Origin of the sequence: Nitritalea halalkaliphila LW7 (genome assembly GCF_000265075.1) — a bacterium.
Classification (GTDB): Bacteria; Bacteroidota; Bacteroidia; order Cytophagales; family Cyclobacteriaceae; genus Nitritalea; species Nitritalea halalkaliphila.
Window position 1 is genome coordinate 1 of the sequence record NZ_AJYA01000041.1, and the last position, 23,259, is coordinate 23,259.

The following is a 23,259-nucleotide window of genomic DNA, read 5'->3' on the forward strand; positions in this document are numbered from 1 at the left end:
GGGGGGGGAAATTTTGGGGGCCCCCCCTTTCACCGATCCACCATCAGCCATAGAGACCAGACGATTGGATAGCCCATCAGATTTTTAAGCGTATTCGTCATCCCCGAACTGAGACTGGAAATAACATCCATCCCACGATTTACCTGCTTGCCCATGCGCCGTGCTACCAGCTCTTCGAGCAAAATCAACAGCAAAAAAGAAAGGAATCGCGTAGGAAAGGGCTTTGGCGTATAACTCCATGTCAACCGACTATTTTTTAGGTGAAGATACAAGAAATCAGGCGTTTTCACAAAAAACCCTCCCAGCACGGGGGCCGCTCCGATGATTTTTAAATAATTCCCAAAAAACCCGCCGCTCCAAGGCCGAAACCGCAAGCCCTCCCCCGAAATTTTACAGATAAAACAGGCCCAAAACCCGTAAAATCCCGTAGAAAGCCCAAAAGGAGCGGCTTAAATTCCGACTGATTTTCGTAAGTTTGTGCACATAATTATTTTCTTCACGTAAAAAAAATGGGCCACGGGCTAGCGATACCCCGCGGTACCTCCCCACATCATGGCGAATAAAAAGATTACCTCAGCCTTAATCTCTGTTTTTTATAAGGACCACCTAGAGCCGATTATCGAGCAACTGAAAGCCCAGGGCGTCACCATTTACTCCACGGGAGGCACCCAGTCCTTCATCGAGTCCTTAGGAGCTGAAGTGACTCCTGTAGAGACCCTGACCGGCTATCCCTCCATTTTCGGCGGGCGTGTGAAGACCTTGCACCCGAAAATTTTTGGAGGCATCCTGCACCGCCGCGGGCTGCCAGAGGATGTGGAGCAGGCAGAGGCCTTTGACATCCCGGCCATCGACCTGGTCATCGTGGACCTCTATCCCTTCGAAGAGACCGTCGCCAGCGGAGCCGCGGAAGCCGAGGTGATCGAGAAAATCGACATTGGCGGGATTTCCCTGATCCGCGCGGCAGCGAAAAACTTCCAGGACGTGGCCATCATCGCCTCCCGCGAGCAGTACGGGGCCTTAGCGCAGCGCCTCTCGGCGCAAAACGGCCAGTCTCAGCCTCGAAGACCGCCGCTATTTCGCAGCTGAGGCCTTCCGCGTTTCCTCGCATTACGACACGCAGATATTCCATTACTTTAACCGCAGCGAGCAGCTGCCTTACCTAAAAATCTCCGAAGAAAAGGCCACTGCACTCCGCTATGGCGAAAACCCGCATCAAGCCGCCCACTTCTACGGCGACCTAGAAGCCCTTTTCGAGCAGCTAAACGGCAAAGCCCTTTCCTATAACAATCTCGTGGACGTGGATGCCGCCGTAGCGCTCATCAGCGAATTCCCCGAAGAAACTGCCTTTGCCATCTTAAAACATACCAATGCCTGCGGCTGCGCCACCGCTGACAGTGTGCAGGAAGCCTATAAAAAGGCCTTTGCAGCAGATACGACCTCGGCTTTCGGTGGGGTACTGATCACGAACAGGACCGTGGACCTGGCCGCTGCCGAGGAAATGAACAGCCTCTTCTTTGAGGTCCTGATCGCCCCGGACTTTGCGCCAGAGGCGCTGGAGCTCCTAAAAGGCAAGAAAAACAGAATCCTCCTACGCCAAAAAATGGCGCTTAGCGGCACCAAGCAGATAAAAACGCTATTAAACGGCATCATCGAGCAGGACAAAGACCTGAAAACTGAACAAAAATCGGACTTTAGAGTGGTCACACAGGTGGCGCCCTCTGAGGAGGAGATGGACGCCCTGGTCTTCGCGGCCAAGGTCTGCAAGCATACCAAGTCGAACACGATCGTGCTGAGCAATGCCAGCCAGCTGTTCGCTTCTGGCGTGGGACAAACTTCCCGCGTGGATGCGTTGCGCCAAGCGATCGAAAAGGCCAAAAACTTCGGCTTTGATTTGAAAGGCGCCGTGATGGCCTCAGATGCCTTCTTCCCATTCCCGGACTGCGTGGAAATCGCCTCCAAAGAGGGCATCAGCGCAGTGGTGCAGCCTGGCGGCTCCATAAAAGACCAGGATTCCATCGACTTCTGTGATGCCCATGGCATGAGCATGGTGATGACGGGAGTTCGTCATTTTAAACATTAATAGATACACACGCTTTTAAACCTTGGATGTGGGCGGGCGGCTAGAAGGCTGCTCCCCCCGCAGCCAGGCTACGATCCGGTATGAAATCAGAAAACGCCCTTTCGCTTTACAACACCCTCACACGTAAGAAGGAAAAGTTCGCTCCTTTAAATCCCCCTTTTGTGGGCATGTATGTCTGCGGGCCGACCGTGTACGGCGATGCACACCTGGGGCATGGCGCCCTGCCATCACCTTCGACACGGTGTACCGCTACCTGACCTACCTCGGGTACCGCGTGCGCTATGTCCGTAACATCACCGACGTGGGCCACCTCACCGGAGATGCCGACGAGGGGGAAGATAAAATCGCGAAGAAGGCGAAGTTGGAGCAGCTCGAGCCCATGGAAGTGGCGCAGCAGTACACCGACACCTACCACCGAGACATGGAGGCCCTGAACACCATCCGCCCGAGCATCGAGCCGCGTGCCACGGGCCATATCCCCGAGCAAATCGAGCTGGTGCAGGCGATTTTGGCCGAAGGCCTCGCCTACGAGGTGAACGGCTCCGTTTATTTCGACGTGTTGAAATACAATGAAAAGCAGCAGTACGGCAAGCTTTCCGGCCGCGTGCTGGAGGAACTGGTCAGCGGCTCCCGAGAACTGGATGGCCAAAGCGAAAAGCGAAACGCTGTAGATTTTGCGCTTTGGAAAAAGGCAGCACCGGAGCACCTCATGCAGTGGGATTCGCCCTGGGGCAAAGGCTTCCCCGGCTGGCACCTCGAGTGTACAGCCATGAGCTCCAAGTACTTGGGCAAACATTTTGACATTCACGGTGGCGGGATGGATCTCATGTTCCCCCACCACGAATGCGAGATCGCGCAAGGGAATGCCTGCAACCATGTGGATCCGGCTAAGTACTGGATGCACAACAATATGATCACGATAAACGGGCAGAAGATGGGGAAATCCCTGGGGAATTTTATCACCCTACAGGAACTGTTTACCGGTCAGCACCCGCTGCTGGAGCAGGCCTACTCCCCCATGACTATCCGGTATTTTATCCTCACGGCACATTACCGCTCCACCTTAGATTTCTCGAATGAGGCGCTAAAAGGAGCAGAAAAGGGCTATAAGAAGTTGATGAATGGTTTGCGCACAGCGCAAAAGCTACAGGCCAGGCCCCCACTCGCGCAGGAGGCACCCGATGAGAAGCAGGTGCAGCAGGTGGAGCAGATTTTGCGCCAGCTCTTCCGTGCGATGGACGATGATTTTAACACCGCACAGGCGATCGGACACCTCTTTAATCTTTTGAAGAAAATCAATAGCCTCTACACCGGGCAGCTGGCGGCAGAGGCACTGGGCGAGACCCTTTTCCGAGAGCTGCTCACGCGTTATGTGCATTTCGTGACCGAGATATTAGGCCTGAGGGAGGAGCAGCCCAATCACCAGGAGGCCCTGCTCGAAGCGCTTTTAGGGGTGTACAGCGAGGCCAAAACAGCCCGTAATTATGCGAAAGTGGATGCAATTCGGGCACAACTGAAAGCGGTGGGAATCGTGGTAAAAGACATGAAACAAGGAATCGACTGGGCCTATGAAGAATAATTGGAAGGTACTCATCTGGGCACCGCTGCTCTGCCTGCTCCTCTCCCAAAGCTGCGGCTCCGGGGATTCGGGACTCAGCGAAGAGGAGCTGCATGCCCTGAAAGTAGCGGCAGAAGATGTCCCGGCCTTTTCGGCGGACTCTGCCTATCAGTACATCGCCCAGCAGGTGGCCTTCGGGCCGCGGGTGCCGATGACGGAAGGGCATGCCCGCACCCGCGACTGGATCATCGCCACCTTAGAAGGTTTCGGCCTGCAGGTGCAGCGCCAGGATTTTCAGGCAGAAACGCATGATGGACTCACCTGGGACCTGACGAATATCATCGCCAAGCACAATCCCGAAGCGAAAAAACGGATATTGCTGGCTGCCCACTGGGACACGCGACGCGTCGCCGATAAAGACAGCGAGCGCATGGATGAGCCCATCGACGGGGCAAATGACGGAGGCAGTGGTGTGGGTATCCTGATGGAAATCGCACGCGTCCTCAGCACCGCCGAGCGACAGCCTGAGGTAGGGATCGACTTTATCTTCTTCGATGGAGAGGATGATGGCGAACCCGAAGGCTCCCGCCTGCGCTCCAACCGTGTTTTCTGGTGCTTAGGCTCCCAGCACTGGGCAAAGAACCCGCATGAACCAGGCTACACCGCCTTTTATGGCATATTATTAGACATGGTCGCAGCACGTGGCGCCCGTTTTTACCGCGAGGGACACAGCATGCAGTACGCAAAAAATATTGTGACCAAAGTCTGGAACCATGCCCATGCCCTGGGTTTCAGTGACTACTTCATTTTGCGCGATGCGCCTCCCATCACCGACGACCACCTGTACGTGAATCAGGCCGGCATACCGATGATCGACATCGTGGAATTTTCCCCCGACTTCGGTTTTGGCAGTTATCACCACACCCATGCCGATAATATGGACCTGATCGATAAGCGCACCATCCGTGCCGTGGGCGAGACCGTTTTATTTACGCTTTATCAAGAATAGCCATGAAAAAAAGCCATCAAGTGACCATGAAAGAGATTGCGAAGAAATTGCAGGTCTCTGTTTCTACTGTTTCGCGCGCGCTGAAGGACTCCCCGGAGCTGCACCCTGAGACAAAGCAGAAAATCGTGGCGATGGCGAAGGAGATGAATTATCAGCCGAATTTGCTGGCGCAAAGTTTACGGAGCTCGCGGAGCAAAGTACTCGGCGTCATCGTCCCCGAGCTGACCTCTCACTTTTTTTCCAGTAATATTTCGGGCATTCAGGATACCGCCTACAAGCGGGGCTATAACATCATGATCTGCCAGTCAAACGAGCGCTACGACATGGAGGTAGCAAATGTCAAGACACTGGTTTCCAGTCAGGTAGACGGCTTGCTGATTTCACTCAGCCGAGAGACGAAGGAGCTGGGCCACCTGCAGGAGCTGTACGACCGGCAGTACCCTTTTGTGCTTTTCGACCGTGTTTCCGAGGAGCTCCCCGTCACTCAGGTAATCGTGGACGATGCTGGCGGCGCCTATGAGGTGGTGAAGCACTTGCTGGAGCAGGGCTGCCGCAAAGTGGTTTTCGTCTCAGGGCCGGAAGAGTTGTACATTTCTAAAAAACGGCGCGAGGGCTACGAAAAGGCTTTGCGCGAGTTCAGCATCCCCCTACAGGAAGACCTGATTTACGTGAGCGACATGACTCCTGCAGGAAGTCGCACATTGGCGGATCAATTGATCGCCCGAAAGGGAGAGTTCGATGGCGTTTTTGCATGATCGATCCCATGGCGGTAGAGATTATGATGCAGTTTAAAGCGGCCGGGCTTCGCGTGCCAGAGGAAGTAGCAGTAGCCGGTTTTACCGATAATCCCACCGCCGCCGTAGTGGAGCCTTCCCTCACGACCGTTTCCCAGCCGGGATACGAGATGGGCGTGCTGGCAGCGGAGTGCTTGCTCGATCAGCTTAGTGGCGACTGGGAAGAGGAGGAAAAACCCAAGCGCCACGTTCTGCAAGCTTCTCTCGTAGAGAGAAAGTCCTCACAAAAACGTGGCGCTTCTTAAAAAGATTTGGAGCAGCAGCCTTTCCTGGCTACTCGTTCAGCAGCTTAGCCCCGGCGGAAGGTCCAGCCCTCATCCACATCGGGGCCAGCCCACTCGTACCCCTCCGAGGTAAAGGCTTTCAACTCCTCAGGATCTGTAATTCTGTTTTTTATGATGTAATCCGCCATCAGGCCACGCGCTTGCTTGGCGTAGATACCGATGACTTTATAGCTGCCATTTTTAAACTCCTTAAAGGCAGGGGAAATCACCTCAGCCTGCAGATCTGCCTGACTCACCGCTTTAAAATACTCTTGAGAGGCCAGGTTAATGATAGCCCCTTCAGCGACATCCTCATTTAATTTTTTCGCGATCCGCGCGCCCCAAAACTCATATAAGTTCTTGCCATGGCCATTCTCGATACGAATGCCCATTTCCAAGCGGTAAGGCTGGATCAGATCCAGTGGACGCAGCACACCATATAAGCCGGAAAGGATACGCAGGTGGCGCTGCGCAAAGTCAAAGTCCTCTTCAGTATAGTTATCCACATCGATTTTCGTGTACACATCCCCCTTAAAAGCTAGAAGAGCCTGCTTGGCCGTGTCGGGTTCGAAGCGCTTTTGAAAATTCGCATAACGCTCCGCATTAAGCTGCGCGATATTTTCGCTGACACTCATCAACTGACGAATTTCATCTGTCGTCTTTTTTTTTCATGATCTCCACCAACTCGAATGTCTGCGTTTGAAATTCCGGAGTAGTGAAGGTATTGATTTGGCTTTCTGCAAGATCCAGTGTCTTCGATGGAGATAGGAGCACCAACATAGGCAATTAACTATTTTTTTGGTTATCGGATAACGAAAAGTGGCTTTTCGATGCGTTTTTCTACGCCGTCATCTACATTTTTTAATATAATTATCATGATATAAGTTCCCGCAGGCACAAATTCGCCATTCACACGACCGTCCCATACTATTTCTAAGTGAGTAGCTTCGGAACTATTCGTCTTGTATTCATGGAAATGAATCAGCTGGCCCCATCGGTTGTAAATAAACACCTCCACCTCTTGTACATAATTAGAGGTAGCCAGGGTGACCACATTATCCCGCAGCATTCCTTCTCCACGAGGACTTCGTCTTCCCGAGAGGCGCACCGCGTTCGGGGCATTTACCTGCAGCTCACAAACATCGGTCACGTTAAAGCGCACCTCCAGGGTACAGTTGAATGTAGGGACTCCATAGTCTATTTCTAAAGTATACACTCCTTCCATTTGTACCTCATCAAAATCCAGTTCCAGAGGTGCAGCACCGGGCACTGGAGGATCATTAGGACGTACTGTCCGCACGGTATTTCCATCAGGATCGATCCAGCGGAACTCACTGACATTCGGGTCCATCAGATCGATAAAGGAAGGAATCGGTAGGCGCCTTACCGTAGAGGTGGCAAAGCAGAAGCTCACCTCTTCTTCTATCGGCTCACCTACTCGGTTTTCGATCTCAGCATCCACGGCAGTTACGAAACAGCCTTCGGCATCCTGGAAAGAAACGATATAACTGCCTGCCGGCAGGACTTCCACCGCTTGCGCAGATCCTGGAATGGTGCCGCCACTTGCCACAGGCACCGGCACTGTACCCGCCAGACGCACCTCATAACTACCCTCGAAGCCTGCTGGGAATTGGATGATCAAACTACCGTCCTGACCATTCGGACCACAGCGAGCGGGGGTACTCGTCACGATAAAGTTAGGCACATTAATCGCCTGCGAAGCATCCGGTACGATAACGGTCTCATCGAAACTACAATTCAAAGTCAGATCCACTGTCCGAATAGAAAAGGCGCCAGGAGGGAAGCCCGTCAGCTGCAGTACACCTCCTGCAGGATTCGGCACCACACCAAAAGTAGCTGGATTTGAGGCCACATCCACACCATCCAACTCGATACGAATGGGGCGTCCATTTAGCGAGATGACTCCTGGGAAGCCACTAAGATCTAAGCCATCCAGCAAAATCTCCCCCGTGCTGACCCCACATTCTGGTGCCGCTAAGGTTCGGATGTCTAGCTGAGGTGGGGGTAAAACTGTAAAAGGTTGCTCTAATGTAACTATACATTTCGGAGCAGTAGCAGGGTTTGAAGATCTCGCTAAACTGTCTAACATCTCAAATTGCATGATATAATCGCCAGGGGGGAGCCGATTTGGACCAGCTTGAATAGTAGCTGAATTTACATTAGCAATTTCAATCAGTGGTGCACCTAAGGTGGAGGAAGCTGGGAACACTCGAAATATGCCCCTATCAGGTATAGGAGAAACCCCAGGGCCTGCACCCTCAAAAGGAAAAGCAATTAATTCTCCATCATGACAAATAACACCTGATTGAGTTGCAACCCAAGCTCTCTTGGCGCTCCTATAAAAATCTGAACCTCCACTGGTGGACAGGTATCAATACCATTTCTTTTTAATGCCGCAGCCGTGACAGTAAAAATTTCCCCTACTGTTGGATTTATAAAATCCTCAGGAAATCTAATGGGTAAAATATTTCCTGTCCCTAATTGTAACCCTGCGGAATTACTCCAAACGATATCAAAATCATCTGGATTGGCAAATCGATCATCGATAGCTTTTAGTTCCAATACGTTCTCACCTGGGCAAAAGAATAATTCATCCGGAAGAATAAATGGAGGTCCAAGCACGCGAACCCTATGCTCAAGAGGCGGAAAGATAAACTCACATCGTTTGACAAAAAGGGTTATCGAATAGTCTCCAGGTTCATCAAAAGTAAATAAAAAGCTATTAGGATTCGCCATGTCTTCAACCGGCGGCACCTGTATAGTGGAAACTTGCCCCCTAAACGTCTTCTGACACGCCACCGAAGAAGTGTATCAATAGGCTCCAAAATAGCATCTAATCTGAGACTGGCACTTCCTTTAACTGGAATAGATCCAGCAACAATATTTGCTAAACAAATTTCATTTTCCCCATCCAAACCCGGATCCTGAGCACCACTTCCACTAGCCTCTGCTCGATACCGCGGCAAGCTATTCCCCAAGCGTCCACCATTCGAAAAAAGGAAGAAAATCAGGAGTAAATAAACTCGGAATATCACTAAACCGCCCCTCATTCAAAATACCTATAGCACCATCCCCAGGCTCCCCTACTAAAAGCAAGTTGAGCGGCCCCGGAGAGCGCTGTATCGCCCGAAAATTCCCCCTCTCTATCTCATTCTTCGAGGCCAAAACAGCATCCGAAAAGGCAGCCACGCCTACGGCATTCGTCAGGTCTGCAATAAAGGAAGGAGGCGTCACCGTTTCGGGATCCGACACATCCTGATCCTCCAGCGTAAATTCTATTATATCTCCTTCCAGCGTAAGGTATAAACGATCTTCCGTGGCAGAAAACTCTATACCAAATACCTCTCCTGCTAACTGAAACGTACTCACCAGCTCTAATGCATCCCCTACACACGCAGCACCTCTACCGTACTCTGCATCTCTCCCGGGTTATCTGGATCTGGATACGAATACGCCGAACCCAGCAGGCCGCCTCCTAAGCTAAACTGCATCACACCGGGAATTTCCTGATCACCGGGCGTAAAATCTCCCTGACCTGCTCGATCTGCGATGGATATACCATTATTATCGATAACGTACAGACGATAGTTCGTCGTCCCCATCTCCTTAAAGGCAACCAAATTTCGCCCCCACCTAGGTGAACTGCACTCTGCTGGGTGCCTGGCTGGAAAAGCAAATTATTCGCACTGATCACATTGCCGGCCACGGCAGGACTAGCGAAAGGTCCTCCCCTCCTCAAATCTACAATATGAAAAAGCACTTGATTCGGAGCATTTACCGTAGGAGTAAACAGATAAAACAGGGTATTCGTCTCCTGTAAAGCAGGATCCGGATAAGGAACGATAATGACACCCTGCCGAGCTCGGGCGTCACCGCCCAATGTGGTAGCTCCCGCTCCAGTACCTAAGCCCATAGGGTCTAAAACGGTAGGGTCTAGCAGCAAAGGGGTATGCGTAAAATCCCAAACCGTCTCTCCATCAGTGTAGAAAATCACATTCCCTGATATGTCGTAAAAGACATCCACTGCATCTGGCAGGTTATTCGGAAATATACGCTGAGTGATTTGTGCCGGAAACACATCGTCTAACTCTGGCGCATCTAAAGGCCGCGGAGAGCCCGGAACTGTAGGAAAAAGAGGATAATCATTAAAGTCAATTCCCGCTCCATCACCGAAAAACCAACGCCCATTTCTTCCAGTGGGAAGTACTCCTCCATCCGAATTATCCACCACGCGTAGGGTAACTTCGGCGATGCCGTAGCATTGCCCCATTCCCCCAGCTTCGCGCACCAATACATAATAGGTTCCCGGTTCACAGACGAACGCATCAGGAGAATTAGTCCAGCCACGCTCGGGAAAAGCCGACCAGAAATATTCAAAACCAGGCCCCGGAGCGCTGCCATTGATTTGCATACCATCCGCCAGATTTGTCCCCCCTCCCGTAGCCGGGTTGGATGGATCCGTACAGGGACAAACGATGTCTGGATCCAGCTGTAACTCCACCTCAGGTCCGGCATTTCCAAAGGTCAAACTTACCGATTCTGTCACTTCCGTACCATCCGCGAAGGTCACCGTCACACTTACGCTATTCACGCCGCCAGGCACCACGAGATGCTCCACATCCTCTATCGTTTCCGAATTGCCTTCTGCATCTGTATAGGTCCACTCGAAGGCAGTCGCCTGCAGTCCTAAGGGTAAAATTTTAGTTACCAAGGCACCGGGCTATCTGGACATAAATTACCCGGAGGCGCGATAATCTGCACCGTAGGCGTAAACGTCACCGTCGTAGAGAAAGTCGGAAACATCCGCGCACAGAAGTCGATCCCCGGAAAGCGATCCACCTCCCAGATAAAATCAGCCTGAAGCGGCTCCTCTGGATTTTCTAACTCTGCGATTTTTACCCGACCGCTGCCCGGAATTTCATACAATACATACAAGCGCCCATTAGGTCCTACGCGAATATCAAGAATAGCTTCGGGACCAGGCGTTACATCCCCGATAGGTACTGTACTCCACGATCCTCCTCCTAAAGAAAGGCGATGCAGCGTTCCCTGACCCGTGGTCGGATTGGTCACGGACACAAATAAGAAATCTCCATCTGCACTAAACGTCATCCCGCCCACTTCTCCTGCTCCCGGGGAGGCTACTGCGCGTGCATTCGATAGCTGCCCCGTAGCTGGATCAAAGTCGATAAGCGTCAGCTGATTGTTTGCGTCCACCACAATCACCTGATTAGTCTCTTCATTAAAGCGAATCTGCACAGGTGCATTCGCTAAGGGCAGGGTCTCCTCCGTCCAAGAAGCTGGTGTAGCGCCTTGAATATCCAAGGCCACTAAGTTGCCCCCACTATAATAAAATAGAAAAGAGCCATTATCCACATTAGGATTGTCGATCAACTTAATCGCAGGCCCCACTCCGGAACGAAAATTATTATCTTGAGCACCTACAGCTGCCACGTCATTATTAGTCACCCCAACCTGCTGCAGCCCTAAATCTCCCGACTGAGTAATGTAAAAAATAAAATAGCTATCCGGAATAGCTGGATCCACATCGAATTCCCCCACAGCGATGGCTACTGCCTGTAAATTACCAGTGGCTCCACCTAAATTAACGGCCCCTCCTATTAAACTATGGTTGCCATCATAAACAAAACCTCCGTTGGTATAAAAAAGGAGGTTTCCCGTGGCTTGATTGATGGCCGTCGCAACTGTATTTGGTCCCAAAACCTGTCGACCGGCCACCGTATTCGGCCCTAAAGGCACGGCCGATACCGCATCATTCGCCCCAAAACTAAGGAAGGCTCTTCCCGGCTCACAGTCACCGAAGAGCCAGATATTCCGGTTAACCCCTTGGCCCTGGGCCAAAAATGGAAGGCTCATAAACAGAAGCAGGGCCCAAAAGGCCCTCTCAAAAGCATGGTGCAGACTTCTGTAGGTGTGTTTCATAATTTCGTAAACACTTGTATAACAAGTTAAGCGCTTAATCGTTAGATTGCATATACAATAAACGCATAAGCCGGTGCAAAGGTCTTACTATCCCTTCTTTTTTTTTCTCATGTGCTGCGCCTTTGGCGTACGCCAAACCTATGCACAAGACCCACAATATAGTCAATATTATGCAGCTCCTCTCTTTTTAAACCCCGCTTTTACCGGGGCGGAGCAGGTGACGCGGATTGGGTTCAACTACCGCAACCAGTGGCCTGGGCTTGATGCCTCCTTTACCACCTTTTCTGCCTATATCGACGGCTATCTCGACGACTATAACAGTGGCATCGGGCTGATGTTTATGCAAGATACGGAAGGTTTCGTAAATCTCCGCAGCACCTCCGTGGGAGCCTTTTATGCCTATGAACTTCGCCTAGGGGAAGGCATGTACTTCCGCCCCGCGCCTCCGCCACCTTCGTGCAGCGGGACATTGGCTTCTTTAATAATCTCGTTTTCTCCAACCAGTTTAACCCTGACACACCACTTGACCCGAGCACGAACTTGCCCGATAATGGACTGGATGGCATCGTCGAGCCCGTAAATTTCTTTACCCTCGGCCTGGGCGGACTCTTTTACACCGAGCGCTTCTGGGCGGGATATCCATGCACCACCTGAATACCCCGAACCAAAGCTTCCTGAATGATACCCCTGGGGATTTCGCGAATCTTCCCCGACGCATCTCCCTACATGCAGGCTATAAAATCCCCCTTCGCATTAATAATTACCGGAGAGATTTTACCCACATGCAGAAGGAGTATTACATCGTTCCCACCATCCACTACCAAACCCAAGGCCCCTTCGAGCAACTGGACCTGGGCACCTATGCCTACCTGGAACCCCTCACGATCGGGGTTTGGTACCGCGGACTGCCTTTTCGCCCCGTTCAGCAACAATCCAACCGCGACGCTGTTGTGATGATGGTGGGAGTGAACTTACCCAGTGGTTTTAGCTTCGGCTACAGCTTCGACTACACCGTTTCGCGCCTTGGCATACAGACAGGCGGAGCACATGAAATAAGCGTGTCGCTACTGCTGGGCGACCGAAATGTGCCACGAAAGAAGGGCAAAGAAACCATCCTCCCCTGCCCACGTTTTTAACCGTCACACATGGATGAAGAGATTTTACGCTACGTACTCCTCGGAGTGCTCAGCTTGCTATTCGCGGGAAATAAATTCCTAAACTACCTGAACATCACCCGAGAGGTGCCCGCCGTGCCCGAGACCCTTCAGCAATATGTGGATCGCGCGAAACTGCTGCAGGCCAAAGCCTATCAAAAGGCGCTCTACCGCTTCGGATGGCTGTCGAGCACCTTCACCTTTGTGCTCACCTTTCTGCTGATCGCCAGTGGGGGCTTCGGCCTGCTCGACAGCTGGATCGGCACCTGGGGGCTCCACCCCATCGTGCACGCTGTCCTTTTTCTGGGCATCCTTTTTATCGGATCGGACCTGCTCTCCCTGCCCTTCGACTACTACCGAAATTTCGTCATCGAAGAGCGTTTTGGCTTCAACACGAGTACGCCGAAACTATTTTTCACCGACGCGCTGAAGGGCTATGCGCTCTCCATCATCGTGGGAGGAGCCCTGCTGAGTGCCCTCTTTTACTTCATCCACGCAGCTGGCCCCGGCTTTTGGTGGCAGTTTTGGATCCTTGCCACCCTATTTATGCTGGGGGTGAACACCGTCTACACCTCCTGGATCCTTCCCCTCTTTAACTCCCTGAGCCCACTTCCGGAAGGGGAGCTGCGCGAGCAGATTTTGCGCTACGCGCAAAAGGTAAATTTCTCCATAGAAAACATTTTCGTTATGGACGGTAGCCGCCGCAGTAAAAAGGCCAATGCCTTCTTTTCGGGCTTTGGAAAGCGTAAAAAAGTGATCCTCTACGACACCCTGATCGCTCAGCACCCACCGCACGAGGTCGTGGCCGTGCTCGCCCATGAAGTCGGGCATTATAAAAAACGACATATTCTTTGGCAGATGGCCCTTAGCATCGCGCAGACCGGACTGGTGCTGGCCATCCTCGGCCAGGTAATCTACAGCGAATCCATGAGCCTCGCACTCGGCGGAACAGCCACCTCCGTGCAGCTGAATATCATCGGTTTTACCATGCTTTTTTCGCCCCTTTCGGGAGTGATCGGCGTGGCCCAAAAAATCCTGAGTCGCCGGTTTGAATTTCAAGCCGATGCCTATGCGAAAGACACCTTTGCAGGAGAACCTTTGGCGGAAGCCTAAAGACCCTCTCCGCGAATACCCTCACCCAGCTCAACCCCCACCCCTGGTACGTGTGGATGCACTACTCTCACCCCCCTCTGCTTGCCCGATTAGAGGCCTTAGAGGGATGAAATGAAACAGCCTTCAGGTCCAACCTGCATTTTTATTTACTCGAAATACTTTTTCAGTAGCACATAACCATGCGCTCCAAATAAAATCAGTCAAAAGCTGTACAAATCATTAAAAACAAAACTTTATTTTTCCATTACACCTTAGACATATATAATTTTATTGTCTCGGAAATAAATATAGCATTTTTCTATAAAACCTATACGGAAATTGCATACAATTTACTTTATTTGCAGTCTTATCCTTTAAACCAAATAAGACCATATGAAAAAAGTTTACCTTCTACTTATTATTCTCCTCAGCTGCGGGAGTCTAGCAGAATCATTCGCGCAGACACGCATCATTAAAGGACAGATCCTATCAGAGGAAGATGGCGGAGAACCGCTTCCTGGCGCCTCCGTCCTGGTAAAAGGAACCGGCATCGGCACCACCACGGACCTGGATGGACGCTTCACCTTAGAGGTACCTGCAGGCCGAAATACACTCACCGTTTCCTTTATCGGATTCCGCTCCAGGGACATTGCCATCACGAATCAAAGTGAGATAACCGTGCGCATGGAGAGCGATGATGCCGCCCTCGGAGAGGTGATCGTGACCGGTACGCGCGTTGGCGCCCGCTCCCGCATCGACTCCCCCGTGCCCGTGGACATCATCCCGGTTAGCGAGGTGATCGACGCCCTCGGGCAGGTGGACCTAAACCAAATTTTGACCTACATCGCCCCATCCTTTCAGTCCTCCCGCCAGACCATTTCGGATGGTACGGACCACATGGATCCAGCACAGCTGCGCGGCCTCGGCCCGGATCAGGTCCTGGTGCTAGTGAATGGAAAGCGACGCCACCAGTCCTCGCTGGTAAACGTAAACGGAACAGTGAACCGCGGAACAGTGGGCACCGACCTGAATGCCATCCCCGCCTTTGCGGTAGAAAAAATCGAGATTTTACGGGATGGGGCTGCCGCCCAATACGGCTCTGATGCCATCGCTGGCGTTATTAACATCGTCTTGAAAAAAGACAAAGGCCTTTCTGGTAACATCGCCACAGGTACCCACCTCACACGCTTCGCACGGGATTTTGCCATTAATAATGGAGAAGATGCAGATGCCTTCATTTCCGATGGCGCCATGGTCAGCGGGGTCCTAAATTATGGTTTGCCTGTCGGCAAAGACGGTTTCCTTAACCTGACCGGGGAATATACCCGCCGTGATTTCACCTCCCGCGCAGGCACCTTCACGGGGGCCATCTTCCCTCCTGTAAATGGGGTAAATGTGGACGAAGAAATCCTCCAGGAGCGCGGCCTTACCCGCCAGGATTTTGATATGCGCATCGGAAACTCCGCGATTAACTCAGGCGGTATCGCCGCCAACTTTGAGCTACCGCTCAATGAAAAAATCACCCTCTACTCCTTCGGTAACTGGAATAACAAGCGAGGAAATGCAGCTGGCTTCTACCGCTACCCAAGTGCCATCCCCGCAGCCGCACGCGCTAACGTGCTGAATGTCTACCCGAATGGCTTCCTGCCTGAAATCAATACCAACATCACCGACATCGCCAATACCCTCGGAATTCGGGGAACGATGGGAGAATGGCGCTTTGATCTAAGCAATACCTACGGCCAAAATATCTTCGATTTCGAGATCAGTAACTCGGTCAACTACACGCAAGCTGTGGACGTAGCAAATTTCCAAAAACGCTTCGACTCCGGAGGCTTGAACTTCCTGCAGAACCTGGTCAACTTCGATGCGGCACGTCGCTACGATGTCTTGGCTGGCCTAAATGTGGCGGCAGGGGCAGAATTCCGAGTGGAGCGCTTTGCCATTCGCGAGGGTGAAGAGGCCTCTTGGCGTAACTTCAACCCAGACGCGGGGGTAGCCGCAGGAGCTCAGGTGTTCCCAGGTTTTGCGCCCAGCACCGCCGGAGCATGGACCCGAAACAATGTCGGCCTCTACGTCGATTTAGAACAAGATTTCTCGAGCCGATTTAATGTAGCGGGAGCCTTACGCTTCGAAAATTATTCTGACTTCGGAAGTGCCCTAATCTATAAATTGGCCTCCCGCTATAAGTTGACAGATGCCATCACCCTTCGTGGCTCTACGAGCACGGGCTTCCGAGCGCCTTCCATGCAGCAGCGCTTCTATTCGCGCGTAAATACCCTCTTTGTGACTTTGCCCGGTCAGGGCCTCGTGCCCGTAGAGAGTGGCACCTTCCGAAATGACAGTGAGCCGGCACGCATCTTAGGAATCCCGGAGCTGCAGCAGGAAACCTCCCGCAGCTTCACCTTAGGAACTACTGTGCAGCTGCTAAACAACTTGGAGCTCACGGTAGACGCCTATCAGATCGACATCGATAACCGCATCATCTTAACGAATAACTTCACAGCGGGAGGCGACCCTGCTTTAGCCGCACAGCTCGATGCTGTGAATGCGAATACCGCGAATTTCTTTACGAATGCCATCGACACCCGTGCGCGTGGGATAGAAGGTGTATTGACCTATAAAAAATTCTTCTCGAACCGCTCGAAATTAGACCTGATGCTGGCGGGAACCTTTATCGATAATAAAGTGCGCAGAGATGAAAATGGGGATATTATCGTGCGTGCATCCCCGATCTTGGAGGCGACTGGACAGCTCGGCAACTACTTCAATCGTGAGGATCAAAGCCGCGTAGAGGTAGCGAATCCACGAAATAAGATTTCGGCTATGGCTAACTATAACATCGGGGATTTTTCCATCATGCTTCGTGTGGTACATTTCGGAGAAGTGGTCTTTTTAGATCCTACTATGGGCACGGACCCGAGCGCATTCCCGATTAATACCTTTACCGGGCAGCGTGAAAGTCTGGACCAGACATTCTCTCCGATGACCGTCACAGACCTTACCTTCAGCTACCGTTTTAATGATAATTTCCGCATCAACATCGGGGCGAACAACCTCTTCGATGTGTATCCAGACGTGCACGCGCATAGTGGCAACTTCAGCCAGGGCCGTTTTGTGTATTCCCGACGCGTGCAGCAGGCAGGCTTTAACGGCCGTTTTGTCTTCGCGCGATTAAACTTCGTCTTCTAAGCACAGACAGTCGAAGGTCTTAACGTAAAGCGCCCTTTAGCTTACAAAAAGTGTCGGTTTGACCTGCTTTAAAAAAGCCATCGGGGCATCGCTGCTGGAACAGTTCCTGAGCAGCTAAGCATCTTTCAGCCACTATCTCCAAGCGGGGTAGTGGCTTTTTTCTCATAGCCCCCCGCCCACTGGGACATAAAATAAACGATACTCCCTATTTCTTTTAGCTCAGGAAGTTTTCGGAAAGGTTTTTGCGCTGGTAAGCGCAAAACAAATGTATCACTTTAAACCACAACGTCATGAAAATCAAAATGATCGCTTTAATGCTTGGACTTTTCTTGAGTCTGGGCGCTACATGCAGGCACAAGCGCAAGCGAAAACGGTTAAGGGAGTCGTCGTCGCAGGAGATGAGGAACAAAACCCCATTGTGGGCGCCGCCCTAGTGGTGAAGGGCACCACGAAAGGCACTACCACCGGCAGAGACGGTAGCTTCACCTTAGAAATTCCTGCTGGCTTCGATGTCATCACGGTCTCTTATGTCGGCTTTATTAGCAAAGACGTAAAGGTGGAAGATGACCTGGAAATGATCATCCGCCTAGAGCCAGAACCACCGAAACGCAAGAAAAAAAAGTAGGCTTTCTGATGGTTAATGGTTAAGAGTTTACCGAGCAATCCAAAATCTTAAGTTCCGAAGTGTGTTTTGGAAGATGGGCTTAGGATGATACTACTGGGCGCTGCTATCGCTTGTCTAGTATCCGACTGGTTTAGGTCCCTATTCTTCGGACTTTATTATTTTTGATATGGCTTAATCGCTTCCTTTTATACGATATTTACCATCAGCAGGAAACGACCGAAGGTGACCTTTGCACCGAAGACGTATGATTAGAAGTGTTGGCCCATCGGTTTGATTGGGCCACTCACTTCTTCATAGGGCAAATTTGCCCCCTCGATGAGGGTCAAATTTGTGCAGGAGACTTCCCTCAGGCTCCCGTTACCCGATATATTTTGGTAGGGTATCTTAAGCTTAACGTTAACCTTATTTTTCTCTTTTTTTATCATTTCGATCTTTCCTTTGTTCCAAAGCTCCCAACATTTCATAAAAGGTCAATACTTAAGGAGATTACCTGGTTTTGGTCAAACCTCCGATCCCTATCGGTACCAAAGAAGCCAGATTCCACCAAGTGGTCTTCAGAATATATTGTTTACGCGTGTTATGTAATTTATATGTATGTTTTATATTTACGAAAATTACATAAATCATGGCCACTATCACTACTTCACTCCCCGACGAGCTCGTGCAAAGACTAGCTGAGCATGCAAAAACCTTGGGCCTGCCCAAAAACAAACTGATAGAAAAAGCGCTGAGTCTCTATCTGGATCATCTCAAAAGGGCTGCTTATGTAACATCCTATAAAGCTGCCGGAAAGGATCGTGATATGCTGTCCTTAGCAGAAGAAGGTATGGAGGAATATTTGAAGCAATTGGAAGATGAGACAAGGTGAGATTTGGTATGCAGACTTGAATCCTGTGAAAGGTTCTGCGCAAGCTGGGTTTAGACCTGTCGTCATCATTAGCGGCAATATGCTAAACAAATACCTCAATGTAGTCATTACCGTGCCATTGACTACAAAAATCAAACATTACCAGGCAACCCAATCCTACAGCCCAACAACACAAACAACCTAAAAGCTACTTCCGAAATGATGGTGTTCCATATCCGCTCTATATCTAAGGAGCGTTGGTAGAAAAGATTGGAGAGATCTCCGAAGAGGAAGTTATGCGGACATTAGAGACTTTGCAGGATATTACTACGCTACACTGATAAGCAAGATACTCCCCAGAATTCGGACCGCATGCTAAGCAGCAGGAGTTTTTAGGGAAGTCTGCTAAGGTTTTTACGGATGGTAAGGAGAAAAAGTCTGAAGAAGTAGACGTAGAGAAGCCGTATGCGATCATAGGGCAGCTCATCCCTCCTTTCCTAAAAAATGAAGGAATTACCAGTGAAAAATAGCGTGTATTGCGGATAATCGACCTTAGTCAGCGGTCTTCAGTCAGCAAGTATAAATCGATTAATCATTAACCATTAATAATTAACAATTAACAATTGAAAAAAAATCCCCCACAAGATTCGAGCGCTTAAAGGCCAAACCCTGCGGGGGAAAGAAATACCATTTCTTTTAAAGATTACGGCAACAAGGCCTCCACACCGGGAAGCACCTTGCCCTCCATGTGCTCCAACAAAGCACCGCCGCCCGTAGAAACGAAGGATACCTTATCGCCAAAACCAAACTTATTCACTGCAGCAGCAGAATCACCACCACCGATAAGCGAGAAAGCCCCGCCCGCAGTGGCCTCCGCGATCGCCTCCGCCATGCTCACCGTACCATGAACGAAAGAAGACATCTCAAAAACGCCCATCGGACCATTCCATAAAATCGTCTTGGAGGCTTTGATCACTTCAGCAAACTCCTTACGCGTCTCTGGCCCAATATCTAAGCCCATCATGTCCGCAGGAATCTCTCCCGCAGCCGCTAAACCCTGCTCTGCATCATTTGCAAAAGCCTTCGACGTCACCGTATCGACAGGTAAATACAACTTCACCCCCTTGGCCTTCGCCTTTTCCATCAATTCTTTTACATAGTCCAGCTTCTCCTCCTCACAGAGAGAATTGCCAATCTGACCACCCATCGCCTTCGAGAAGGTATAGGACATACCGCCACCGATAATCAGATTATCTACCTTATCTAAAAGGCGCTCAATGATCAAAATCTTATCCGAAATCTTAGCTCCTCCCATAATGGCCGTGTACGGACGCTCCGGATTCTCTAGGACCTTATCCGCATTCTCCAGCTCACCCTTCAAAAGGTAGCCAGAAACTTTCGTCGGGAAAAATTCCGCCACGATCGCCGTAGAAGCATGTGCGCGGTGGGCTGTGCCAAAGGCATCATTCACATAAATATCCCCTAAGGAAGCGAGCTTCTTAGCGAACTCCTTATCGCCTTTCGTCTCCTCCTTATAAAAACGTAAATTCTCTAGGAGTAACACTTCGCCAGGCTTCAGAGCCGTGGCCAAAAGACGGGCCTCCTCACCGATACAATCCGGCGCAAAGTGTACCGTCGTGCCTAATACTTTTTGGAGCGCTGGCAAAATATGGCGTAAAGAATAGCGCTCCTCTGGCCCTTCTTTCGGACGGCCCAAGTGGGACATCAAAATCAGGGAACCACCATCCTTTAAAATTTTCTCCATCGTAGGAAGCGCCGCCCGAATACGGGTATCATCCGCCACCTGCTGATGCTCGTCTAAAGGAACATTAAAATCGACACGGATAAGCGCCTTCTTGCCCTTAAAGTCAAGATTGTCTACACTTTTGATTCTTTCGATCATTTTATTGTTGTTTACTAGGTTATGAGAAAAAAACGTTAGCCCTCCTTTTCATCCGCTGCTGCTCGTCTCAGACGATCATTAATCGCCCTGCCCAAGCCTTCTTCTGGCAACAGTTCCGCTAAAATCACATCCACCGGCGCTTCGTCTAACTGACGCATTGCGGAAAAAAGATGGTAGGCAGCTTCCTTGTACACCTTGTCCGGGCTTAAATCATGCTGAAATTCGATATTTTCGAAGGATTTTCCAAAAGTAAGTAAGGCAAAAGATAAATTTTCTTCCTTAGCCTGCTGTATCAACGCAGGCAGCTCCCCCACCCGAAACGGTTTGCGCGGCGCGTAGTGGCTCTTTAACATACCTGGAGATTTTGGATTACTCGAACTGTGCTGCATCAGCACCACAGAAGCTCCCAAAGCCTCTTCGATGGCATCTACTGTCAGGCCTCCTAAACGAAAAACAGTCACCTGATCCCCTTCCATCCCGACGATTGTACTTTCCAGGCCCACATCGGCAGGACCGCCATCTAAGATATAGGGAATGGCTTTGCCAGCTGGGCAAAAACATGCTCTGCACGCGTAGGACTGATATACCCAAAAGGATTCGCAGAAGGAGCTGCCAAAGGAAAAGACAGCCGCCCCAACAGCTCCCGCGTAAGGGGATGTGCAGGAACTCGAATCGCCACCGTATCTAAGCCACTGGTAATCAAATCAGGCACTACCGCCTTCCGAGGCAGCAGTACGGTCAAAGGCCCCGGCCAAAACGTCTCGGCTAAACGCGCTAAAGGTGCCGGAAAGTCCAGCACCAACTCCTTGGCCGCCTCTAGATGAGGCACATGCAGAATCAAAGGATCAAAAGCAGGCCTGTTTTTCACCTCAAAAATCTGTGCAGCAGCGACTGCATCTAGCCCATTGGCCGCCAGGCCGTACACCGTCTCCGTAGGAATCGCTACCAGCTCACCGGCACGTAGCAACTCCTCACAGCGCGCGAGATCAGTCCCGATCTGCGCTTCCATCACTGCTTGCTTCATCACCGCAGAAATCGTCTATCCAAGTTTTCGCCTCGCTAAAACCTAAGCTCAGCGCCATTTTCAGGTTCGCACAGCCTTCCTGCTTTTGACCAAAGGCACTTAGCTGCGTAACCCCCAGCAGGTAATGCGCCGGCCCATTATTCGGATCCAAATTCACGGTCTGCACGAGTGCCTGAATGCCATTCACAGCATCGTTATTGCCTAAAAGTGCTTTGGCACGATTAAAATGTGCTTTGCTATTCTCCGGCGTGGCCTGCAGGGTGAGGTCAAAATTATACACCGCATCCTCATACTCCTCCATACCTAAAAGCGCCAAGCCGGAATTATAATAAATGTCCACCACACCGGGCTCCATGCTGCGCGCTACATTATAATCCCGCAGCGCATCCTTATAGTTCTCCATCTCCAAATGGGCATTGCCGCGATTAAAGAAAGGCTTATAGCTGCTGTTATCCCGTGCGATCGCCTGATCGAAGGCCGAAATAGCCGCCTCATAGCGCTCCTGCTGGAAAAGTGCTGCCCCCTTTACATTATACGCACGGGCATTTTCTGGATTCATTTCGATGATCCGATCGAAATACTCGATCGCTTTCCCATAAGCAGAAATATTCATCTGTTCTAGTCCTGCCTCGAAAAGTTCATCTTCCGAAGGAGAACATGCTGAAAATAATAGGGCAAAAGCCATCAAGAAACCCAATGTTTGATTGACACGATACATAAGAAATGCTTTAAAGGTGCAAAGGTACGGATTATTCCGGGCTTTCGGTAGGCTGCTGCATGCGGTCCACATATTCGGCAGGCACCGGAACCGGCTGCATGGTTTTCATGTCTACACTCACCATAATGGTATGCGCACGCGCAAAAACCTTTTCCTCCCCCTGCGCCGTAAGCCCTAAGATCACCTGCTCCAGCGTAAAGGAAGAACGCCCTACCTGCGTGCAGCGCACATAACAGACGGGCTGATCCAAGACGTGAATAGGCCGGAAAAAGTCGATGTCGATATTGGCGACCACCGAACCGATTTCCAAAATATCCCAGTCACAGACCTTAAAGAGGTACATCGCGCGGGCATGCTCGAAATAATTAAAATAAACCCCATTATTCACGTGCATATAGCCATCGATATCCGAATAGCGCACCTGAAGGGGCAGCGAAAAAGCAAAAGAAGCTTTCACTTCCTCCACAGAAAGTTTTGTTGCCATTAGCGTACAAGTTCTGATTTGCTGGTTTTTTCCAGCATGCGTAAAATAGAGTGATTATGTTTACATAAATCCGGCACGTGGTCAAAGGGAACCCAAGCCAAATCCATACTTTCTTCACTTAACGTAAGCGGCTCATCGATAGATGCTTCTATCAAATAGCGCACATCATAATGGTAATGCTCTGGCACATTCCCCCGCTCTGGAATCACGTGACAGTCTAAATCAAAAATATCGTTGCCGACCAGACGTAAGCTGCTCAAGCCACTCTCCTCCTGCGCCTCTTTCATCGCCACGGCAGCTAAATCCTCCTCACCATCGGCATGCCCGCCCAGCTGCAGCCAGCGACCTAATTTCCGATGATGCGTCAGCAGCGCATGCGTCCGCTTCTTATTGACCACCCAAGCGGAGGCCGTAAAATGCCCCTCCAGCCGCTCGCGAGAGAAAGCCAAAGGATCGTCTAACAAGGCTAAAAAATCGGGCACCCCCGCAGCTTCCTCCTCGAAAGGACTCCGGTATGCGCTTATCTGTGCTCTTAATTCTGCTCTAGCCATA

The 23,259-nt window shown here is 50.8% G+C and carries 24 protein-coding genes and 2 pseudogenes; 12 read left to right on the forward strand and 14 right to left on the reverse strand.

The genetic code is table 11. The features are described from left to right. Window positions 1-29: 29 nt before the first annotated feature. Window positions 30-245, reverse strand: coding sequence for a hypothetical protein (locus A3SI_RS19005; protein WP_238531750.1), 216 nt, complete (start codon window positions 243-245; stop codon window positions 30-32). Window positions 246-552: 307 nt separating this feature from the next. Between A3SI_RS19005 and purH the strand changes: the two are divergent. The 5 genes and pseudogenes from purH to A3SI_RS22800 all read left to right on the forward strand — a co-directional run bounded on the left by purH (window position 553) and on the right by A3SI_RS22800 (window position 5,686). Then, a pseudogene (gene purH / locus A3SI_RS12660) lies at window positions 553-2,080 on the forward strand (bifunctional phosphoribosylaminoimidazolecarboxamide formyltransferase/IMP cyclohydrolase). A gap of 80 nt (window positions 2,081-2,160) precedes the next feature. Next, window positions 2,161-3,659, forward strand: a pseudogene (gene cysS, locus A3SI_RS12665) (cysteine--tRNA ligase). Next, the gene (locus A3SI_RS12670) at window positions 3,649-4,647 is read left to right on the forward strand and encodes a M28 family peptidase (RefSeq protein ID WP_009056469.1); all 999 of its coding nucleotides are present in this window, start codon (window positions 3,649-3,651) and stop codon (window positions 4,645-4,647) included. The pseudogene cysS and the gene A3SI_RS12670 overlap by 11 nt, the downstream one beginning before the upstream one ends. A 2-nt stretch (window positions 4,648-4,649) precedes the next feature. After that, window positions 4,650-5,402 (forward strand): LacI family DNA-binding transcriptional regulator, encoded by a 753-nt coding sequence (locus A3SI_RS12675; RefSeq protein WP_009056471.1) that lies wholly within the window; start codon window positions 4,650-4,652, stop codon window positions 5,400-5,402. Next, window positions 5,399-5,686, forward strand: a complete 288-nt coding sequence (locus A3SI_RS22800) for a substrate-binding domain-containing protein (RefSeq protein ID WP_009056472.1) — start codon at window positions 5,399-5,401, stop codon at window positions 5,684-5,686. Before A3SI_RS12675 ends, A3SI_RS22800 begins: the two co-directional genes overlap by 4 nt. Before the next feature lie 44 nt (window positions 5,687-5,730). Here the strand turns inward: A3SI_RS22800 and yaaA are convergent, their stop codons facing one another. From yaaA to A3SI_RS12705, 7 genes are all read right to left on the reverse strand, one after another. Beyond that, entirely contained in the window at window positions 5,731-6,339 is a 609-nt protein-coding gene (gene yaaA / locus A3SI_RS12680) for a peroxide stress protein YaaA (RefSeq protein ID WP_316929194.1), read from the reverse strand. Window positions 6,340-6,352: 13 nt separating this feature from the next. Beyond that, the gene (locus A3SI_RS22805; RefSeq protein ID WP_009056478.1) at window positions 6,353-6,484 is read right to left on the reverse strand and encodes a peroxide stress protein YaaA; all 132 of its coding nucleotides are present in this window, start codon (window positions 6,482-6,484) and stop codon (window positions 6,353-6,355) included. A 22-nt stretch (window positions 6,485-6,506) separates the two neighbouring features. Beyond that, entirely contained in the window at window positions 6,507-7,826 is a 1,320-nt protein-coding gene (locus tag A3SI_RS12685) for a gliding motility-associated C-terminal domain-containing protein (RefSeq protein WP_156810299.1), read from the reverse strand. Between the two features lie 173 nt (window positions 7,827-7,999). Then, window positions 8,000-8,461: a hypothetical protein gene (locus A3SI_RS12690; RefSeq protein ID WP_156810300.1), complete on the reverse strand. Its 462-nt coding sequence runs from the start codon at window positions 8,459-8,461 to the stop codon at window positions 8,000-8,002. Between the two features lie 231 nt (window positions 8,462-8,692). Then, window positions 8,693-9,094, reverse strand: coding sequence for a hypothetical protein (locus A3SI_RS12695; protein WP_009056482.1), 402 nt, complete (start codon window positions 9,092-9,094; stop codon window positions 8,693-8,695). A 121-nt stretch (window positions 9,095-9,215) separates the two neighbouring features. Beyond that, complete coding sequence (locus tag A3SI_RS12700; RefSeq protein ID WP_009056483.1) at window positions 9,216-10,436, reverse strand: hypothetical protein; 1,221 nt, start codon at window positions 10,434-10,436, stop codon at window positions 9,216-9,218. Next, on the reverse strand, window positions 10,430-11,668 hold the full coding sequence (locus tag A3SI_RS12705) for a lactonase family protein (protein ID WP_009056484.1): 1,239 nt from the start codon (window positions 11,666-11,668) through the stop codon (window positions 10,430-10,432). Before A3SI_RS12705 ends, A3SI_RS12700 begins: the two co-directional genes overlap by 7 nt. A gap of 73 nt (window positions 11,669-11,741) precedes the next feature. On the opposite strand from A3SI_RS12705, the gene A3SI_RS22810 reads away from it, so the two are divergent. The 7 genes from A3SI_RS22810 to A3SI_RS20960 all read left to right on the forward strand — a co-directional run bounded on the left by A3SI_RS22810 (window position 11,742) and on the right by A3SI_RS20960 (window position 18,783). After that, window positions 11,742-12,248 carry a PorP/SprF family type IX secretion system membrane protein gene (locus A3SI_RS22810; RefSeq protein WP_316929195.1) on the forward strand — a complete coding sequence of 169 codons (507 nt, stop codon included), beginning with the start codon at window positions 11,742-11,744 and terminating at the stop codon, window positions 12,246-12,248. A 61-nt stretch (window positions 12,249-12,309) separates the two neighbouring features. Then, window positions 12,310-12,804: a PorP/SprF family type IX secretion system membrane protein gene (locus A3SI_RS22815; RefSeq protein ID WP_316929196.1), complete on the forward strand. Its 495-nt coding sequence runs from the start codon at window positions 12,310-12,312 to the stop codon at window positions 12,802-12,804. A 9-nt stretch (window positions 12,805-12,813) separates the two neighbouring features. Then, window positions 12,814-13,935 (forward strand): M48 family metallopeptidase, encoded by a 1,122-nt coding sequence (locus A3SI_RS12715; protein ID WP_009056485.1) that lies wholly within the window; start codon window positions 12,814-12,816, stop codon window positions 13,933-13,935. 372 nt (window positions 13,936-14,307) lie between these two features. Further along, a complete protein-coding gene (locus tag A3SI_RS12720) occupies window positions 14,308-17,106 on the forward strand; it encodes a TonB-dependent receptor (protein ID WP_009056488.1) in 2,799 nt (932 codons plus the stop codon). Between the two features lie 265 nt (window positions 17,107-17,371). After that, a complete protein-coding gene (locus tag A3SI_RS12725; RefSeq protein ID WP_009056489.1) occupies window positions 17,372-17,731 on the forward strand; it encodes a carboxypeptidase-like regulatory domain-containing protein in 360 nt (119 codons plus the stop codon). 625 nt (window positions 17,732-18,356) lie between these two features. Further along, on the forward strand, window positions 18,357-18,599 hold the full coding sequence (locus tag A3SI_RS12735; RefSeq protein ID WP_009056492.1) for a ribbon-helix-helix domain-containing protein: 243 nt from the start codon (window positions 18,357-18,359) through the stop codon (window positions 18,597-18,599). Next, window positions 18,586-18,783 (forward strand): type II toxin-antitoxin system PemK/MazF family toxin, encoded by a 198-nt coding sequence (locus tag A3SI_RS20960; protein WP_238531751.1) that lies wholly within the window; start codon window positions 18,586-18,588, stop codon window positions 18,781-18,783. Before A3SI_RS12735 ends, A3SI_RS20960 begins: the two co-directional genes overlap by 14 nt. 498 nt (window positions 18,784-19,281) lie before the next feature. On the opposite strand, the gene A3SI_RS12740 is transcribed toward A3SI_RS20960, so the two are convergent. From A3SI_RS12740 to A3SI_RS12760, 6 genes are read right to left on the reverse strand one after another with little or no spacing between them, the layout of a single operon-like run. After that, window positions 19,282-20,481, reverse strand: coding sequence for a phosphoglycerate kinase (locus tag A3SI_RS12740; RefSeq protein ID WP_009056493.1), 1,200 nt, complete (start codon window positions 20,479-20,481; stop codon window positions 19,282-19,284). Between the two features lie 35 nt (window positions 20,482-20,516). Then, window positions 20,517-20,984 (reverse strand): Sua5 family C-terminal domain-containing protein, encoded by a 468-nt coding sequence (locus A3SI_RS22820; protein ID WP_316929197.1) that lies wholly within the window; start codon window positions 20,982-20,984, stop codon window positions 20,517-20,519. A gap of 17 nt (window positions 20,985-21,001) precedes the next feature. Continuing rightward, window positions 21,002-21,505 (reverse strand): L-threonylcarbamoyladenylate synthase, encoded by a 504-nt coding sequence (locus tag A3SI_RS22825; RefSeq protein WP_316929202.1) that lies wholly within the window; start codon window positions 21,503-21,505, stop codon window positions 21,002-21,004. Next, the gene (locus A3SI_RS12750) at window positions 21,468-22,223 is read right to left on the reverse strand and encodes a tetratricopeptide repeat protein (protein ID WP_009056494.1); all 756 of its coding nucleotides are present in this window, start codon (window positions 22,221-22,223) and stop codon (window positions 21,468-21,470) included. The genes A3SI_RS22825 and A3SI_RS12750 overlap by 38 nt, the downstream gene beginning before the upstream one ends. A 31-nt stretch (window positions 22,224-22,254) precedes the next feature. Continuing rightward, a complete protein-coding gene (locus A3SI_RS12755; protein WP_009056495.1) occupies window positions 22,255-22,707 on the reverse strand; it encodes an acyl-CoA thioesterase in 453 nt (150 codons plus the stop codon). Continuing rightward, window positions 22,707-23,258 (reverse strand): NUDIX hydrolase, encoded by a 552-nt coding sequence (locus tag A3SI_RS12760; RefSeq protein WP_009056496.1) that lies wholly within the window; start codon window positions 23,256-23,258, stop codon window positions 22,707-22,709. Before A3SI_RS12760 ends, A3SI_RS12755 begins: the two co-directional genes overlap by 1 nt. Between the last annotated feature and the right edge of the window lies 1 nt (window position 23,259).

What these genes read in the sequence shown, in the direction of transcription:
- A3SI_RS22815 (WP_316929196.1), top strand. Translation starts at nt 12,310, where the DNA reads ATGCACCACCTGAATACCCCGAACCAAAGCTTCCTGAATGATACCCCT.
- A3SI_RS12670 (WP_009056469.1), top strand. Translation starts at nt 3,649, where the DNA reads ATGAAGAATAATTGGAAGGTACTCATCTGGGCACCGCTGCTCTGCCTG.
- yaaA (WP_316929194.1), bottom strand. Translation starts at nt 6,339, where the DNA reads ATGAGTGTCAGCGAAAATATCGCGCAGCTTAATGCGGAGCGTTATGCG.
- A3SI_RS12735 (WP_009056492.1), top strand. Translation starts at nt 18,357, where the DNA reads ATGGCCACTATCACTACTTCACTCCCCGACGAGCTCGTGCAAAGACTA.
- A3SI_RS12685 (WP_156810299.1), bottom strand. Translation starts at nt 7,826, where the DNA reads ATGCAATTTGAGATGTTAGACAGTTTAGCGAGATCTTCAAACCCTGCT.
- A3SI_RS12720 (WP_009056488.1), top strand. Translation starts at nt 14,308, where the DNA reads ATGAAAAAAGTTTACCTTCTACTTATTATTCTCCTCAGCTGCGGGAGT.
- A3SI_RS20960 (WP_238531751.1), top strand. Translation starts at nt 18,586, where the DNA reads ATGAGACAAGGTGAGATTTGGTATGCAGACTTGAATCCTGTGAAAGGT.
- A3SI_RS12705 (WP_009056484.1), bottom strand. Translation starts at nt 11,668, where the DNA reads ATGAAACACACCTACAGAAGTCTGCACCATGCTTTTGAGAGGGCCTTT.
- A3SI_RS22800 (WP_009056472.1), top strand. Translation starts at nt 5,399, where the DNA reads ATGATCGATCCCATGGCGGTAGAGATTATGATGCAGTTTAAAGCGGCC.
- A3SI_RS12740 (WP_009056493.1), bottom strand. Translation starts at nt 20,481, where the DNA reads ATGATCGAAAGAATCAAAAGTGTAGACAATCTTGACTTTAAGGGCAAG.
- A3SI_RS12725 (WP_009056489.1), top strand. Translation starts at nt 17,372, where the DNA reads ATGTATCACTTTAAACCACAACGTCATGAAAATCAAAATGATCGCTTT.
- A3SI_RS12675 (WP_009056471.1), top strand. Translation starts at nt 4,650, where the DNA reads ATGAAAAAAAGCCATCAAGTGACCATGAAAGAGATTGCGAAGAAATTG.
- A3SI_RS22825 (WP_316929202.1), bottom strand. Translation starts at nt 21,505, where the DNA reads ATGAAGCAAGCAGTGATGGAAGCGCAGATCGGGACTGATCTCGCGCGC.
- A3SI_RS12760 (WP_009056496.1), bottom strand. Translation starts at nt 23,258, where the DNA reads ATGGCTAGAGCAGAATTAAGAGCACAGATAAGCGCATACCGGAGTCCT.
- A3SI_RS12750 (WP_009056494.1), bottom strand. Translation starts at nt 22,223, where the DNA reads ATGTATCGTGTCAATCAAACATTGGGTTTCTTGATGGCTTTTGCCCTA.
- A3SI_RS12690 (WP_156810300.1), bottom strand. Translation starts at nt 8,461, where the DNA reads ATGGCGAATCCTAATAGCTTTTTATTTACTTTTGATGAACCTGGAGAC.
- A3SI_RS12715 (WP_009056485.1), top strand. Translation starts at nt 12,814, where the DNA reads ATGGATGAAGAGATTTTACGCTACGTACTCCTCGGAGTGCTCAGCTTG.
- A3SI_RS22805 (WP_009056478.1), bottom strand. Translation starts at nt 6,484, where the DNA reads ATGTTGGTGCTCCTATCTCCATCGAAGACACTGGATCTTGCAGAAAGC.
- A3SI_RS12755 (WP_009056495.1), bottom strand. Translation starts at nt 22,707, where the DNA reads ATGGCAACAAAACTTTCTGTGGAGGAAGTGAAAGCTTCTTTTGCTTTT.